This window comes from Halorussus caseinilyticus, from assembly GCF_029338395.1.
In the GTDB taxonomy this organism is placed as follows: domain Archaea; phylum Halobacteriota; class Halobacteria; order Halobacteriales; family Haladaptataceae; genus Halorussus; species Halorussus caseinilyticus.
The window spans coordinates 1623389-1637956 of the sequence record NZ_CP119809.1 but is presented as its reverse complement, the minus strand read 5'-3'; the positions used below and the strand labels follow the sequence as shown (position 1 = coordinate 1637956).

The following is a 14568-nucleotide window of genomic DNA, read 5'->3' as shown; positions in this document are numbered from 1 at the left end:
ACAGCGTTTCGATGACCGTTCGATAGTTCGACGGGTCCGATTGTCGTCGCTTCGCGCCGGTCGGCGTCGTCGCTCGCTTCGGAGATTTTATACTGCTACTGCCGCAAAATTTGCGTATGGATTTCAGCCTTCCCGACGAGCATCGGATGATTCGGGACACCGTCCGCGAGTTCTGTGACGAGGAGATAGAACCCATCGCGCAGGACGTAGAGGACGAACACCGCTTCCCCGAGGAAATCTTCGACCAACTCGCCGACCTCGACATGATGGGCGTCCCCGTCGGAGAGGAGTACGGCGGACTCGGCGGCGACCAGTTGATGTACGCCCTCGTGACCGAGGAACTCGGCCGGGTGTCGGGGTCCATCGGTCTCTCGTACGCCGCGCACGTCTCGCTGGCCTCGAAGCCCCTCGAACTGTTCGGCACCGAGGAACAGAAAGAGCGGTGGCTCGAACCGCTCGCGGAGGGCGAGTACCTCGGGTCGTGGGCGCTGACCGAACCGAGCAGTGGCTCCGACGCCAGCGACATGGACACAATGGCCGAGAAGGAGGGTGACGAGTGGGTTCTGAACGGCACCAAGCAGTTCATCACCAACGCCAACGTCGCCGGGTCGGTCCTCGTGAAGGCGGTCACGGACCCCGACGCGGGCTACGACGGCATCTCGACGTTCATCGTGGACCCCGAGGAGGACGACGGCTTCGAGGTGACGACGGTGTGGGACAAGATGGGGCTGAACGCCTCGCCGACCTGCGAAATCAAGCTCTCGGATGTGCGCCTGCCCGAGAACCGACTGCTCGGCGAGGAGGGCGACGGTTGGGACCAGACCAAGAAGACGCTGGACGGCGGCCGAATCTCCATCGCGGCGCTCTCGACGGGTCTCGCGCAGGGCGCGTACGAGGCGGCCAAGGAGTACAGCAAGGAACGCGAGCAGTTCGGCCAACCCATCTCGAAGTTCGACGCCATCCGGAACAAGGTGGTCTCGATGGACCGCAAAATCGAGCGCGCCCGCCTGCTGACCCACAAGGCGGCGTGGAAGTACGACCAAGGCGAGTCGGTCAGCCACGAGAGCGCGCTGGCGAAACTCGACGCAAGCGAGGCGGCCCGTGAAGTCTCCGAGGACGCGATTCAGACCCTCGGCGGCTACGGCTACACCGAGGACTTCGCGCCCCAGCGGTTCTTCCGCGACGCGAAGCTGATGGAAATCGGCGAGGGGACCAGCGAGATTCAGCACCTCGTCATCGGGCGCGAGTTGGGTCTCTGAAGACGCGCGACGCCGGGCGCGAGACGCAAACGTCCGGGCGCGCGGGCGGCGTCGCCGCCCGCGCGTTCGAGTCCGAGGAACCGACGCTAGGAACGAATATCCATTCTCTAAGAAATATTTTTATTTCCAAAAGGCCACCGAAAATGGCCGAACAGCGCCGTCGCCGGACGGCGCTGTTCGGCCCGAGAAGAGAGAGAAAAGAACCGTCGGCGGAGTCGAGGAGAAAAGAACCGTCGCAGATGCGACGTGGGTTACAACTGGACGGCCTGCTTGTTGGTCAGCGTCTGCGGAACGCTGTGGTGGTACGTCACCGCGCCTGCGGACGTGACGATTTTGACCGTGAAGTCCTCGCTCTCGCGCAGGCCGTGCGTACCGTCGGTCAGGACCGTCGCGTCGAGGGTGACGCGGAATCGGTCGCCTTGTTTCACGAGGACCGGAAGGGTGTTGTCGATGTCCTTGATGGCCGAGACCGTGAAGTTGTCGGCGGTGGCCGAGTCACCTTCCGTCAGAATTTCCGCGCCGTCGGGTCCAAGCCACTCGACGGTGGCCGTCGAGAGGTTCACGTCACCGGACCCCGAACTCTTCATGACGGTCATGTTCACGCCGTGAACGGAGTCGTCATTACCGACGGTTCCGACCGTACTGACCACGGTTACGCGGTTGGTCACTTGCGCAGTGGACTCTTCTCCTGTTTGCTCGGACTTCGTTTGGAGGAAGCCCGCAGTGTTGATGAGGACGCCCGCCGCGATAGCGGCAACCAGCACCATGGCGATAAACACAATGAGGGTGCCGATGCCGACCTGTGCGCGGTCGGCCCGCCCGTCTTCGATGTCGAACATGGTTCTCTTCTGAACAACTTTTCTCGGACGTAGGACATAAAACCCCGATACCATTATCAGAAATGAAAATAAGACTAAATCCGAGCGAAACGGTCTCATGCTGGATTCTACGGCAATCCCTCGAAACGACTGTCAGAGGGCGGGAAGTACGTTACTTCGGAAGAAAACGCGCTCGAACCTGTTGACGGTTCGGACGCCGCGTCAGGGCCAGTTGCCGCTCTCGTCGTAGGCGTCTACGACGCGCTGGATGGCGACCACGTAAGCGGCGGTGCGCATGTTGGGCGCACCCGTCTCCTCGTAGGTCTCGACCAGATTGTCGAAGGCGTCGGTGATGATGCGTTCGAGTTCCTCGTTGACGCGCTCTTCGGTCCACGAGAACCGCTGGCGGTTCTGGACCCACTCGAAGTACGAGACCGTCACGCCGCCCGCGTTGGCGAGGATGTCCGGGAAGACGTAGGTGTCGGTGTCGCGCAGTACGTCGTCGGCCTCGGGCGTGAGCGGCCCGTTCGCGGCCTCGACGACGACATCGGCCCGCACGTCCTCGGCGAGGTCACCGTCGATGGCGTTTTCGAGGGCCGCGGGCACCAGCAGGTCCACGTCGAGGGTGAGCAGGTCGTCGTTCGAGAACTCCTCGTCGGCACCGTGGTAGCCGGTGACGCTTCCGGTCTCGTTCTTGTGGCTCTTCACGTCCACGGGGTCGAAACCGTCCTCGTTGTAGACGGCACCGCTGGAGTCCGACACAGCGACGACGTTCGCGCCGAGTTCGTGGATGAGTTTCGCGGCAATCCACCCGGCGTTTCCGTAGCCCTGCACCGCGACGGACGCGCCTTCCATGTCACGGTCGAGGTAGTCGAACGCTTCGCGGGCGGTGAGCATGGTCGAGCGACCGGTCGCTTCGACGCGGCCCGCGCTCCCGCCGCTGTCGGGGGACTTGCCCGTGATGACGCCGGGTTCGGTCGTGTTCTCCAGCGTCTCGTAGGTGTCCTTAATCCAGTTCATCTCGCGCTGGCCCGTGTTCACGTCGGGCGCGGGGATGTCCTTGTCCACGCCGATGAACGGACGCAGTTCCTTGGCGAACGACCGAGTGATGCGTTCGAGTTCGCCCTCGCTGTAGTCGTCGGGTTCGATGACGATGCCGCCTTTCCCGCCGCCGTAGGGGATGTCCACGACGGCGCACTTGTAGACCATCCACCCCGAGAGGGCTTTCACCTCGTCGCGGTTGACGCCGGGGTGGTAGCGGATGCCGCCTTTGTACGGGCCGCGGTCGCCGTTGAACTCCGACCGGAACGCCTTGAACACTTCTACGTCGCCGTCGTCCATCTCGACCGAGAGGTTCGTCTCCAGAACGCGCTCGGGATGTTTGAGTCGCTCGATAACGTCGTCGGAGACGCTCATGTATTCCGACGCGTCGTCTATCTGTTCTTGGAGGCTCTCGAAGGGATTTGCTTGCTCGGACATGGGTGGTAAATTCTCTCGTCGCGTTACAGATTTGCCGTAGCCACTCATACAGTTTCCGAAACTGGAACGGTCGTTCGCGGCGTCGTTCGGCCGCAGACGGCCGATTTTGTCTAACCTATCCCCCATCCTCGGAGATGTGTAAGTATGTGTATAAGGACCTAAGATGAGTCTATAACATTAATATTTTATGCGACTACGGGAATCTACGCCTACGATGCGTCGCCGTGACGACTCGCGTCGGTCTCGGGGGACTCTCTCGCCGGTGCGGGAGAGCGGAGACGCGACGTGCGAGTCGCCGCCGACGTGACGATACACCATGCCTTCAGGAACTGTCGAAACCACGGAAAAGCAGGGTAACGACGAAGAGACCGACCAACCCGAGTCCGCACTCGAAACGGCCCGTCGGCAACTCGAACACGCCGCGGCCCACCTCGACGTGGACGAGGGCGTCATCGAGCGACTCAAGCACCCGACGAAGGTCCACCGAGTCGCGGTTCCGCTCGAACGCGACGACGGGTCCGTCGAGGTGTACACGGGCTATCGTTCCCAACACGACGACGTGCGCGGTCCCTACAAGGGCGGCCTGCGCTTCCACCCGCACGTCAACGAGGAGGAGTGTGTCGGTCTCTCGATGTGGATGACGTGGAAGTGCGCGGTGATGGACCTGCCGTTCGGCGGCGGGAAGGGCGGCATCGTGGTGGACCCGAAGGACCTGAGCGGCGACGAGAAGGAGCGTCTGACCCGGCGGTTCGCCGAGGAACTCCGCAAGTTCGTCGGTCCGAAAAAAGACATCCCCGCGCCCGACATGGGGACCGACGCCCAGACGATGGCGTGGTTCATGGACGCCTACTCGATGCAGGAGGGCGAGACCATCCCCGGCGTCGTCACGGGTAAACCGCCCGTCGTCGGCGGGAGCGAGGGCCGCGAGGAGGCACCCGGTCGCTCGGTCGCAATCGTCGCACGCGAGGCGGCCGACTACTACGACTACGACCTCGAAGACACCACCGTCGCCGTGCAGGGATTCGGTTCGGTCGGTGCGAACGCCGCCCGTCTGCTCGACGACTGGGGCGCGAACGTCGTCGCGGTCAGCGACGTGAACGGGGCCATCTACGACCCCGACGGTCTGGACACCCACGCGGTCCCCTCTCACGAAGAGGAACCCGAGGCCGTGATGACCCACGACGCGCCCGAGAAGCTCTCGAACGAGAAGATTCTCGAACTCGACGTGGACGTGCTGATTCCGGCCGCTATCGGCAACGTCGTCACCGCCGAGAACGCCGACGACGTGCAGGCCGATGTCGTCGTCGAGGGCGCGAACGGCCCGACCACGTTCGCGGCCGACGAAATCCTCGAAGAGAACGGCGTCGAAGTCATCCCGGACATCCTCGCCAACGCGGGCGGCGTCACCGTCTCGTACTTCGAGTGGTTGCAGGACATCAACCGCCGCCAGTGGTCGCTCGAACGCGTCAACGACGAACTCGAGAAGCACATGCTCTCGGCGTGGGACGAGGTGCGCTCGGAAGTCGAGGCCCGCGACGTGAGTTGGCGAGACGCCGCCTACGTCGTCGCGCTCTCGCGCATCGCCGAGGCGAAAGAGACCCGCGGTCTCTGGCCCTGAAAATTCGTCGCTGACGCTCGGTTCGTCCTACTTCTCGTCGGACGCCTCGGCGTACGCCAGCACTCGTTCTGCCTGCGAAATCAGGGGCGCATCTATCATCTCGCCGTCCACCCGGAAGACGCCGCGGCCCTCGGCGTCGGCGTCGCGTTTCGCTTCCAGCACTCGCTCGGCCCACTCGACGCGTTCGGGGTCGGGCGTGAACGACTCGTTGATTGGAGCGACCTGCGCTGGGTGAATCGCCATCTTGCCGTCGTAGCCCAGTTGGATTGCGAACTCGGTCTCCTCGTGCAGGCCCTCGGCGTCCTCGATGTCGGTGTACACCGTGTCGATGGCGTCCACGTCGGCGGCGCTGGCCGCGAGGACCACCTGCTCGCGCGCGTGGAGGACTTCGGTGCCCTCGTCGGTCCGGGTCGCGCCGATGTCGGCCGCGAGGTCCTCCGCGCCGAAGACGAGGGCGTCCACGTCGGGGACCGCCGCAATCTCCTCGGCGGCCAGAATCCCGGCGGCCGTCTCGACCAGCGCGAGAATCGGCACCTCGGCGTCTCGTTCGGCCAGCAGGTCGGCCAGCGTCTCGGCGTCCTCGGCGTCTTCGGTCTTCGGGAGCATCACCGCGTCGAGGGTCTCGGCGGCGTTGCGGGCCGCTTTCCCGTTTCCGAAGACGCCGTGAAGGTCGTCGTCCGCGGCGATTCCGGCCGGGTTCACCCGGACACAGACCTCGCAGTCCGGCGAGAAGTCGGGGTCGGCGAGAACCTCCCGCACCGCGGCGCGGGCCTCGTCCTTGTTCGGGGGAGCCACCGCGTCTTCCAAGTCGAAGACGATTACGTCGGCCCCGGCACTCGGCGCTTTGCGCATCATCTCCGGGCGGTCGCCCGGCGTGAACATCACGCTTCGTCGTGGCATGTTCGAGACGACGCGCTCCGACGGTTCAACTATTCCGAAAACGAAAGCGCAGTGACGGCCGCGCCGCAGTCGGTCACGTGCGCGTCCCACCCGAGGCGGTCACGGGTGCGACCGCGGCGTCGTCCGCCCGGCACCACCACAGTACCGTTCCCTCTTCCCTGTCTATCGCGTCGACGTTCCCTGCGTCGGTCCCGAACTCCCACCGGTGGTCGCCGGTCGCGGCGTCGAATGCGAGGACCGTCCCAGTCCCACCGTCGAACGCGTGCGTGCAGTCGCTCGCACAGTCGAGAAACACCGTCCCGTCGCGGACCGCGGGCGCGGTTTCGGCCGAACCAGCGCACCGAAACCGGAATCGAACCCGCGGCCGCTCCGAAGTCGCAAGTCGGCCGTCCGCGGCGGTCACACGCCTGTCACGCGCGTCTGCCCTCGTCGGACGCGTACGCCGTCGGCCCGTCGCCTCGCGTGCGTCCGACCCACCGGCCGAGGGCGTCAAGCCCTGCGGCGTCCCTCGCGCCGCGTTCCGGCCAGTGCCAGAGCAGACCCGCTCTTCCCCTGTCTGCGGTCGCGCCCACTCGAACCGACTTCGGTCTTCGGACATCGTAAGCCTCGACTGTGACTGACTGCAAACAGTGTTACTCGCGTGTTACCCTTTGTTATGTGCTCCTTACCGAGTCTCAGGCGCGGCCTGAAACCCGACGACGGCGGGGTCTCACCCGAAATCGGCGGGATTTTTGGCCCGACGCGCCGACGGTTCGCTCATGAGTGGTCTTTACTACGAGGAGTTCGAGGTCGGCCAGACAATCGAACACGACAAGCGCCGAACGATAAGCGAGAGCGACAACCAGCAGTTCTGCGACATGACGATGAACCAGCAACCGCTCCACCTCGACGCCGACTTCGCCGAGGACACCCAGTTCGGCGAGCGGTTGGTCAACGGACTCTACACCATGAGTCTCGCCGTGGGCGTCTCGATTCCGGACACCACCGACGGCACCATCGTCGCCAACCTCAGTTACGACGAGGTGGAGCATCCCAACCCGGTGTTCCACGGCGACACCATCCGCGCCCAATCGACCGTGACCGACAAGCGCGAGACTTCCGACGGCGAACGCGGCGTCGTGACGATGCACGTCGAGGCGTTCGCGGTCAACCGCAAGGACGACGACGGCGAGGAGTTGCTGGTCTGCGAGTTCGACCGAACCGTCCTGTCACTGAAGAAAGCGAACCAGTAGCGCCGACCCGTCCTGCCGCCGGGTCGCCAGTCGGCGAGCGAGGGAACGCAGTGACCGAGCGAGCGCGACGCCCACGCCCGCAGTCCTCCCTCGTCGTCACAGCAACTTTTTCAATTGTTAAAGAACTTTTTTGATTGTTTAGTAGGCGTAAAGGTTGCTCGCACTAAGTTGCCCGGCCGTGGTGGTCTATCGGTTTGACGACCGGGCTATCGTGACGACGGGATAGCTACTGATAGGGTAATATACCTTATAAGCTAAAGTGACTATCTAGTCAAAACATTAATTATACATTAACATAATGTTAAATTGCGATGCAACGACGAAAACTACTCAAATCACTCGCTGCGAGTGGTATGGCGGCAATTAGCATCGGTTCGGTCCAAGGACGAACTGTCCCGAAAGGGCAGGTCGAGGGCATCGACACGCTCCACGTCGTTCGGGACGGTGAGAAAGTCGAGACTGTCGAGAACCCGACCCACAAGCAGTTCCTCGAACTCGAGTTGTCGCTCGGGAACGATGAAGGACTCAAGGCCAACGACGCGGAATACTGCGCGTCCTACTGCAAGGAGAACTGTCGCGCCAATTGCGAGGACGATTACGACCACTGTAGCTACGAGTGTACCTGCTCCGACTGCAAAGTGTGTTGTAGCGTGTCAGAGAACTAGTAAAACACGCTTCCCGTCCGGCGGTCTCTTTTAAGTGGAATCGTGCCCATGAGTGCCGGTAGCGCCGCTGGCCGACGAACAAAACGGTGCTACAGCACGACGGCGTACAGAGAGAGGTTGACGACGACGGCGGCGCTCCACGGCACCGCTAACCCGGCCGGAACCAGCGCGCCGTGTCGGTCCGGGAGCAGTTGGCGACATGCCACGCCGACGCCCAGAGCGAACAGTTTCAGGACCACCATCGCCGAGAAGCCGAACTGGTCGAGCGCGGCCTGTGCGACCGGGTTCGACTCCGTGAGACCGATTCGGAGACCGTAGTAGGTCGTGAGCAGGTCCCCGACGAGCGCGACTCCGACGAGCGCCCAGAGCGCCCGCTCTCGGGCGCTGATGCTCGCCAGCGCGGTGGTCACTCGTCGGCGGCCCGTGCGGGTCAGCGTCGGCCAGTGGCGTCCGTCAGAACTCATAGTGAAAACCCGGCGCGGCGTGCGCCTCGTGACGGACTGACCGACGACGAGACCGACCATTGTTATACGCCTCCTTAGCCGCTGATACGCGGGATTAATCGGACTGCGACGTGACCTACCGGCCGACGACCGACGCCCGAGAGACGACGTTCTTAGCGCCTCTACGTGGCGAAATCTGCGATTACGTGGTCGATACGTCCCGACAGCGATGCGTTGCCGAAGCGGCTCTCGGCGCGGACGGGAGGGTTTTCCGCGTCCGAGTACCTACCCCCGGATATGTCCCGAAGCGGTCCGCGCCGCACCGTCGAATCGGCGTTCGGTAGAGTCGCCTCGTCGCTTCCCCCGTCGGCCACGCTGACGCGCGCGGGTCTCGGCGCGATGCTGGTCGCGGCGGGCGTCCACAAACTGCTCGACCCGGCGGCGTGGGCCGTCTACGTCACCGATTGGTTCGCGCCCTTCCTCGTCGTCTCGCCCGTCGCCTTCATGCTGATAAACGGGTGGCTCGAAATCGGGTTCGGACTCGCGTTGCTCGCGGACCGTTACACCGCGTTCGCCGCCGCAGTCGCCGCCGTCTCGCTGTCGGCGACGATTCTCTACCTGCTGGTCGTCTGGGTCACGACCGGACTGTTCGGCGACGTTATCGCGCGAGACGTGGGACTGGCGGCGCTGGCGCTCGCGGTGTTCGCGGATAGCGCGAGCGACGACTAATAGTTAGATAACTAGAGTTTTATGGTTGACCAATCCGTTGGTGCGTTTGCGCCATGAAACGAAGACAAGTCCTCGAAGGCGTTGCGACCGGAAGCGTCCTGACGCTCGGAATCGGCAGTGTGGCCGCGTCCGGACGGACGGACGGAAACCACCGTGAAATCGGCCGAGAACCTCGACGAGGTACACGTCGCGGGTGCCGACGGAAGGGTCGTCCGGACCGTCGAAGACCCGAGCGAGACCGACCTCCGACGACTCCGCACGGAAATCGGTCCGGACGAGCAGGTGGTGAGTCCCGAGTGTACGGTCAAGTGCAGAGTCGACTGTGGGTACACCTGCTGTGGCTACCGATGTGAGTGCAAGACCTGCGACGACGGGTCGAAAGTGTGTAGCGATTGCTCCTGTCCCGACGGTTGTTAGGCCGACGGTATCGCGGCGGTACGTCCGACTCGTCGGGACCGTATCGCTCGCGATTCGTCGGTCGAATCCCCGCCGCGACCTTTCCCCTTAGCTAGAAAATAATTTATTTCCAACTATTACGTAGTAGTTGTCGCGCCATGAAGCGTAGAAACCTCCTGAAAGGCATCGCGGCGAGTAGCGTCCTCGGTACCGGCGTAACCAGCGCGGCCCTCGAACCCGGTGTACAGGTGAAGGCCATCGACCAGTACGACAGACTCCGCATCGTCAGCGACGGTGAGACGGTCGGCACCGTCGAGAGTCCGACGTGGGAGAAGGTCCGGGAAGTCGAAGCCACCTTGGACGACGACCAGACTCTCGTCACCCCCGACGACGAGTGTACGGCGTTCTGTGCGAGCAACTGCCCCTGCGAACCCTGTGCGGTCGGCTGTTTCGACTGCTGTAACCCCGACGAGAGCATCTGCGACTGCTGTAGCGAGTTCGACAACCCGGACGAGGTGACGTGCTGTGAGGGGTGCTGAGACGGCGTAAGCCCGAGAACCCGCAATCTCCCGCCGAATTTATAATATCTAGACTACAAATTTATACGAGACGAAATCGACGTTCCCGCCGGACATGAACCGAAGACAGGTCCTCAAGCGCGTCGGTGCGGGCGGTCTCGTGACTCTCGGCGTCGGAAACGCGGCCGCGAAACAGTCGGGCGGGGTCAGCGTCACCGACCTCGACGCAGTTCACGTCGAACGCGGCGAAGAGGTCGTCGCAACGCTCGAAAACCCATCGCGGTCGAAGGTCCGCCGCCTCCACGCCGAAATGGACACCGACGAGGAACTCGTCACGCCGAACGAATGCTGTCTGAAGGAGTGTCGGGTCGATTGCGCCTATTGCGACTACGGCTGTTGCGACTGGATGCGAGAGTGCTGACCGCACTCCCGACGCGGGCGACAGCGACGTTCCGAACGCTCCCGCGACTGTAGTCGGCGGAGTGCCGACTACAGAATCGTGCCGTGCTTCTTGTCCGGCAGGTCCTTCTCGATGCCCTCGTAGAACGAGAACCGATTGTCCAGTTCGGTCCGGAGCGTACTCGGCGGCACGATGTCGTCGATGACGACTTCGCTCGCCATCCGATGCACGTCGATGTCCTCGCGGTACTCCTCGCGGAGTTCCTGCTCTTTCTGCGCTCGCTCGTCGTCGTCCTCGATTTCCGAGAGCTTTCGGGCGTAGACCGCGTTGATTGCGGCCTCCGGACCCATAATCGCAATCTCGCCGGAGGGAAGTCCGATGACGCTCTCGGGGTCGTAGGCCGGGCCACCCATCGCGTAGATGCCCGCGCCGTAGGCCTTCCGGACGACGACGGTCTGTTTCGGGACAGTGGCGGACGACGTGGCGTAGATGAACTTCTTGCCCTTCTCCAAGATTGCGTCCTCTTCGACCTGCGACCCGGCCATGAATCCGGGCGTGTCACACAGGTACAGCAGGGGAATCTCGTAGGCGTCGCAGGTCCAGATGAACTCCGCGGCTTTCTCGGCGGCGTCGGGGAAGATGGCCCCCGCACGCTGTGCCGGTTGGTTCGCCACGATGCCGACCGGTCGGCCGTCGATGCGGGCGAACGCGGTGATAATCTCCTTTCCGTACTCGGGTTTGAGTTCGAAGTAGGAGTCTTCGTCCACCACCCGGTCGATTACGTCGGTCATGTCGTAGCCCTTGTTGGGTTCTTGGGGGACCACCGAGTCGATTCCCTCTGGCGACTTCAGGGGCGGTTTGCCCTCGGTCTGCGGGGGCTTCTCGTCGGCGCTGTCGGGCAGGTACGACACCAAGTCGGCGACGAGTTGCCGGGCGTGTTCCTCGTCGTCGGCCACGAGGTCCGCGCTCCCCGACTTCTGGGCGTGAACGTCAGGGCCGCCCAACTCTTCGAGTTCGATGTCCTCGCCCGTGACCATCTGGACCATCCGCGGCGAGGCGATGGCCATCGCGGACATGTCCCGGACCATGATGGTGAAGTCGGCGAAGACCGGGGTGTAGGCCGCCCCCGCGATGCAGGGACCGTAGAGGACGCAAATTTGGGGCACGGCACCCGAGAGCATCGAGTGGTTGTAGTAGTACTTGCCGATGCCCTCGCGGTTGGCGAAGAAGCCGGTCTGCTGGTCGATGCGACCCCCCGAGGAGTCCATCAGGTAGAGGACCGGCTTGCCGTTCTTGAGCGCGCGCTGTTGCATCCGGAGGAACTTCTCGACGCCCTTCTCGGCCATCGAGCCAGCTTTGACGGTGAAGTCGTTGGCCATGAAGTGCAACTCGCGGCCCTCGAACTCGGCCGCGCCGGTGAGCAGTCCGTCGCCCGGCAGTCGGTCGTCGTTGTCCTCGCCGACTTCGGGGCTGTCGGGGTGCCACGCGTCGAAGTTGGCGAACTTGCCGTCCTCGAACAGCATGCCGTCCTCGCCGAACCAGAGGTCGAGTCGGTCGCGGACGAAGAGTTTGCCCTGCTCTTCGAGGCGGTCTTTGTACTTCTCGGGACCGCCCAACTCGATGTCCTCGATTTCGTCCCAGAGCGCGTTCTCGCGCTCCGTCGGCCCGAGGTCGTCGGACTCGGCGATGGCCTCGGCGGTCGCTTCGGCGGCCACTCCCGCGGCCCCGGCGGGTGCCTCGCGGACCACCGCGGGCGAGTCGGCCTCGCCCACGAACACTTCTACCTCGTCGCGGACGTGTTGGGCCAGCGCCTCCGCGATGGCGGAGGCCTCTTCGTCGGTCGCACCGTCGCTGACGCGGACTTTCATACAGTGGAGTCCGGCCAGCGATTTCAAACAGTTTTCCCTTTGGATTCGACCGAATCTTGCCGAGGACCCTCACCCGAGCGCGATGAGCGAGATGCCGACGATTGCGACCGCACCGGCGACGAGTCGGAGCGCGAAGCGGTCCTCGCCGAGCAAGAGACCTCCGAGGACCACCGCGACGATGGCCTGCGTGTTGAGAATCGGCGAGACCACGCTCGCGGGCAGGACCGCGAACGCCTGAGTCATGGTGTGGGTCGCCACTGCGACGACAGCGCCCAAGACCGCGAACTTCGGCGCGGCCGAGGCGAACTCGTCGGGCCACTGGCGGACTGCGATTGGCAGGAGGACGGCCGCGACCCCGCCGGTGTAGACGAGGACCCACACGTCCGACCGGACTCCGACGCCCTGCAACAGCACGCGAGTCCCCACGTCCACCGCGCCGTAGAGCGCGGCGCTCCCGAGCGCCAACTGTGCGGGCCGATTCGTCGCGGCGCGACGAATCGGCGCGAGCAGGCCCGTGCGTTGGTAGTTTGCGAGGTAGACCGCGAGCGTGGCGAACCCGACGCCGACGACCTGCGAGGGCGCGAGTCGCTCGCCGACCAGCACCACTTCCAGCGGCAGGGTGAACGCCGGAACCAGTTTGCCCAGCGGCGCGACGTAGGACACGTCTCCGGCGGAAAGGGCGTACAGGAGCGCGAGGTACGCCGCGGCGCTGGCGAGCAACACGAAGGCGACCAGTGCGAGCGCGGAGGGGGTCAGTTCGCCCGCGACCGGCCCGTCCGCGGGTCGGAGCAGGACCACCGGGAGGTACCACGCGACCCCGGCGACGTTGGCGGCCACGATGACCACCGCGGGCGGGTACCCCGAGAAGTACCGCTTCAGGCCGAAGAGATAGCCTCCCCAGAGAAGCGCCGAAATCGTCGCGTACCAGATGCCCAGTTCTACCACGTCGCGGCCTTCTCGGTCGGCCGGGAAGAAACGTCCGGCCGAGGCGTGCCGGGGTACCACCACCCTTTCCGGCGTCCGGGCCGAGGTGCCGGACGTGAACCTCGATACGTACCTCGACGACTTCGCCGCGCGCGACTGGCAGACCGCAGACGAGGGCACTCTTCGAGTGGCTCTGCTCGGTCTCGGCGGGTTCGCGCGCGAACACGTCCTACCCGCGCTGGCGGGGGGCGCGGGAGGGGACCGCGAGAGAACCGATTTCTGCGAGGTCACGGCGCTCGTCAGCGGGTCGCCCGAGAAAGCCCGCCGGGTCGCCGACGAGTACGGCGTCGAGTCGGTCCTCGACTACGACGAGTTCGAGGCGGGCGAGGGGACGGAGGACTTCGACGCGGTGTACGTCGCCGGACCGAACGCGCTCCACCTCGACTACGCCCGGACCGCCGCCGACCACGGCAAGCACGTCCTCTGCGAGAAACCCATCGAGGTGAGCGCCGACCGAGCGCGCGAGATGGCCCGGGCCTGCGAGGAGGCGGGCGTGACCCTGATGGTGGCCTACCGGCCGCAGGTCGAACCCGCGATGCGCCGCCTCCGCGAGATGGTCCGCGACGGAGTGTTGGGCGACCCGGTGCAGTTTCACGGCTGGTTCTCGGGCCACATCCTCCGGCAGGGCGGACCCGACCAGTGGCGACTCGACCCGGAGATGGCCGGTGGCGGCGCGCTGATGGACGTGGGCGTCTACCCCCTGAACGCGGTTCGGTTCCTGCTCGACGCGAACCCGGTCGCCGTCCGAGCGACGACCAGCACGCCCGACGAGACCTTCGAGGGCGTGGACGAACACGTCGCCTTCCAGTTGGAGTTTCCGGAGGGAGCGACCGCCTCCTGCACCGCGAGTTACCGCGCGCAGGCCGACGACCGACTCCGACTCGTCGGCACCGAGGGCCAAGCCACCCTCGAACCGGCGTTCAACTCCGAGATTCACCCGACGCTCGCGGTCGAACGCGGCGACGAGCGAGTCGAGTACACCGGCCCGTACGTCAACGAGGTCCGCGAGGAGTTCGACTACTTCGCCCACTGCGCGCTGACCGACGCGACTCCGGAACCGGACGGCCGGGACAGCGTTGCCGACATGGAGGCGGTAGAGGCCGTCTACGAGTCGGCCGAGACCGGCCGACGAGTCGAGGTCGGCGACGTGGACGTGTAGTCGGTCGGGTGCGCTCGGTGTCACTAACCACGGTGGGTGGACTGAAAGGGGCCGCCCGGTCGCGTTTACCGTGGTCGTCTCAGCGCGGCCCTATTCGAGG

At 64.6% G+C, this 14568-nt stretch carries 17 protein-coding genes; 9 read left to right on the top strand and 8 right to left on the bottom strand.

Annotation, left to right across the window (positions count from 1 at the left end; all coding sequences use genetic code 11):
• Positions 1–116 precede the first annotated feature (116 nt).
• Entirely contained in the window at positions 117–1259 is a 1143-nt protein-coding gene (locus P2T60_RS08240) for an acyl-CoA dehydrogenase family protein (RefSeq protein ID WP_276282073.1), read from the top strand.
• Between the two features lie 251 nt (positions 1260–1510).
• Here the strand turns inward: P2T60_RS08240 and P2T60_RS08235 are convergent, their stop codons facing one another.
• The gene (locus P2T60_RS08235; RefSeq protein ID WP_276282072.1) at positions 1511–2098 is read right to left on the bottom strand and encodes an archaellin/type IV pilin N-terminal domain-containing protein; all 588 of its coding nucleotides are present in this window, start codon (positions 2096–2098) and stop codon (positions 1511–1513) included.
• A 201-nt stretch (positions 2099–2299) separates the two neighbouring features.
• The gene (locus P2T60_RS08230) at positions 2300–3556 is read right to left on the bottom strand and encodes a Glu/Leu/Phe/Val family dehydrogenase (protein ID WP_276282071.1); all 1257 of its coding nucleotides are present in this window, start codon (positions 3554–3556) and stop codon (positions 2300–2302) included.
• Positions 3557–3872: 316 nt separating this feature from the next.
• Between P2T60_RS08230 and gdhB the strand changes: the two genes are divergently transcribed.
• A complete protein-coding gene (gene gdhB / locus P2T60_RS08225; RefSeq protein WP_276282070.1) occupies positions 3873–5174 on the top strand; it encodes a glutamate dehydrogenase GdhB in 1302 nt (433 codons plus the stop codon).
• Positions 5175–5201: 27 nt separating this feature from the next.
• Here the strand turns inward: gdhB and P2T60_RS08220 are convergent, their stop codons facing one another.
• The 3 genes from P2T60_RS08220 to P2T60_RS08210 form a co-directional block, all read right to left on the bottom strand.
• Positions 5202–6074, bottom strand: coding sequence for an HpcH/HpaI aldolase/citrate lyase family protein (locus tag P2T60_RS08220; protein WP_276282069.1), 873 nt, complete (start codon positions 6072–6074; stop codon positions 5202–5204).
• Between the two features lie 73 nt (positions 6075–6147).
• Positions 6148–6477, bottom strand: a complete 330-nt coding sequence (locus tag P2T60_RS08215; RefSeq protein ID WP_276282068.1) for an outer membrane protein assembly factor BamB family protein — start codon at positions 6475–6477, stop codon at positions 6148–6150.
• A 7-nt stretch (positions 6478–6484) separates the two neighbouring features.
• Positions 6485–6646, bottom strand: a complete 162-nt coding sequence (locus P2T60_RS08210) for a hypothetical protein (protein ID WP_276282067.1) — start codon at positions 6644–6646, stop codon at positions 6485–6487.
• 186 nt (positions 6647–6832) lie between these two features.
• On the opposite strand from P2T60_RS08210, the gene P2T60_RS08205 reads away from it, so the two are divergent.
• On the top strand, positions 6833–7306 hold the full coding sequence (locus P2T60_RS08205; RefSeq protein WP_276282066.1) for a MaoC family dehydratase: 474 nt from the start codon (positions 6833–6835) through the stop codon (positions 7304–7306).
• A gap of 353 nt (positions 7307–7659) precedes the next feature.
• Positions 7660–7971 (top strand): hypothetical protein, encoded by a 312-nt coding sequence (locus tag P2T60_RS08200; protein ID WP_276282065.1) that lies wholly within the window; start codon positions 7660–7662, stop codon positions 7969–7971.
• Positions 7972–8060: 89 nt separating this feature from the next.
• Here P2T60_RS08200 and P2T60_RS08195 read toward each other — a convergent pair whose 3' ends face one another.
• Positions 8061–8435, bottom strand: a complete 375-nt coding sequence (locus P2T60_RS08195; RefSeq protein ID WP_276282064.1) for a DUF5658 family protein — start codon at positions 8433–8435, stop codon at positions 8061–8063.
• Between the two features lie 276 nt (positions 8436–8711).
• Between P2T60_RS08195 and P2T60_RS08190 the strand changes: the two genes are divergently transcribed.
• The 4 genes from P2T60_RS08190 to P2T60_RS08175 all read left to right on the top strand — a co-directional run bounded on the left by P2T60_RS08190 (position 8712) and on the right by P2T60_RS08175 (position 10478).
• Complete coding sequence (locus P2T60_RS08190; protein ID WP_276282063.1) at positions 8712–9143, top strand: DoxX family membrane protein; 432 nt, start codon at positions 8712–8714, stop codon at positions 9141–9143.
• 153 nt (positions 9144–9296) lie between these two features.
• The gene (locus P2T60_RS08185) at positions 9297–9560 is read left to right on the top strand and encodes a hypothetical protein (RefSeq protein ID WP_276282062.1); all 264 of its coding nucleotides are present in this window, start codon (positions 9297–9299) and stop codon (positions 9558–9560) included.
• A 137-nt stretch (positions 9561–9697) separates the two neighbouring features.
• Positions 9698–10078, top strand: a complete 381-nt coding sequence (locus P2T60_RS08180; RefSeq protein WP_276282061.1) for a hypothetical protein — start codon at positions 9698–9700, stop codon at positions 10076–10078.
• Positions 10079–10172: 94 nt separating this feature from the next.
• The gene (locus P2T60_RS08175) at positions 10173–10478 is read left to right on the top strand and encodes a hypothetical protein (RefSeq protein WP_276282060.1); all 306 of its coding nucleotides are present in this window, start codon (positions 10173–10175) and stop codon (positions 10476–10478) included.
• A gap of 68 nt (positions 10479–10546) precedes the next feature.
• On the opposite strand, the gene P2T60_RS08170 is transcribed toward P2T60_RS08175, so the two are convergent.
• Positions 10547–12325, bottom strand: a complete 1779-nt coding sequence (locus tag P2T60_RS08170) for an acyl-CoA carboxylase subunit beta (RefSeq protein WP_276282059.1) — start codon at positions 12323–12325, stop codon at positions 10547–10549.
• Positions 12326–12394: 69 nt separating this feature from the next.
• Complete coding sequence (locus tag P2T60_RS08165; RefSeq protein ID WP_276282058.1) at positions 12395–13270, bottom strand: DMT family transporter; 876 nt, start codon at positions 13268–13270, stop codon at positions 12395–12397.
• A gap of 94 nt (positions 13271–13364) precedes the next feature.
• Here P2T60_RS08165 and gfo6 point away from each other — a divergent pair, with 94 nt between their 5' ends.
• Positions 13365–14468, top strand: a complete 1104-nt coding sequence (gene gfo6, locus P2T60_RS08160; RefSeq protein WP_276282057.1) for a D-xylose 1-dehydrogenase Gfo6 — start codon at positions 13365–13367, stop codon at positions 14466–14468.
• Positions 14469–14568: the final 100 nt, after the last annotated feature.

Bases quoted from the DNA above. Each gene is read 5' to 3' on its own strand.
- P2T60_RS08175 (WP_276282060.1), top strand. From the start codon at position 10,173: ATGAACCGAAGACAGGTCCTCAAGCGCGTCGGTGCGGGCGGTCTCGTG.
- P2T60_RS08205 (WP_276282066.1), top strand. From the start codon at position 6,833: ATGAGTGGTCTTTACTACGAGGAGTTCGAGGTCGGCCAGACAATCGAA.
- P2T60_RS08190 (WP_276282063.1), top strand. From the start codon at position 8,712: ATGTCCCGAAGCGGTCCGCGCCGCACCGTCGAATCGGCGTTCGGTAGA.
- P2T60_RS08200 (WP_276282065.1), top strand. From the start codon at position 7,660: ATGGCGGCAATTAGCATCGGTTCGGTCCAAGGACGAACTGTCCCGAAA.
- P2T60_RS08230 (WP_276282071.1), bottom strand. From the start codon at position 3,556: ATGTCCGAGCAAGCAAATCCCTTCGAGAGCCTCCAAGAACAGATAGAC.
- P2T60_RS08235 (WP_276282072.1), bottom strand. From the start codon at position 2,098: ATGTTCGACATCGAAGACGGGCGGGCCGACCGCGCACAGGTCGGCATC.
- P2T60_RS08220 (WP_276282069.1), bottom strand. From the start codon at position 6,074: ATGCCACGACGAAGCGTGATGTTCACGCCGGGCGACCGCCCGGAGATG.
- gdhB (WP_276282070.1), top strand. From the start codon at position 3,873: ATGCCTTCAGGAACTGTCGAAACCACGGAAAAGCAGGGTAACGACGAA.
- P2T60_RS08180 (WP_276282061.1), top strand. From the start codon at position 9,698: ATGAAGCGTAGAAACCTCCTGAAAGGCATCGCGGCGAGTAGCGTCCTC.
- P2T60_RS08240 (WP_276282073.1), top strand. From the start codon at position 117: ATGGATTTCAGCCTTCCCGACGAGCATCGGATGATTCGGGACACCGTC.
- P2T60_RS08195 (WP_276282064.1), bottom strand. From the start codon at position 8,435: ATGAGTTCTGACGGACGCCACTGGCCGACGCTGACCCGCACGGGCCGC.
- P2T60_RS08170 (WP_276282059.1), bottom strand. From the start codon at position 12,325: ATGAAAGTCCGCGTCAGCGACGGTGCGACCGACGAAGAGGCCTCCGCC.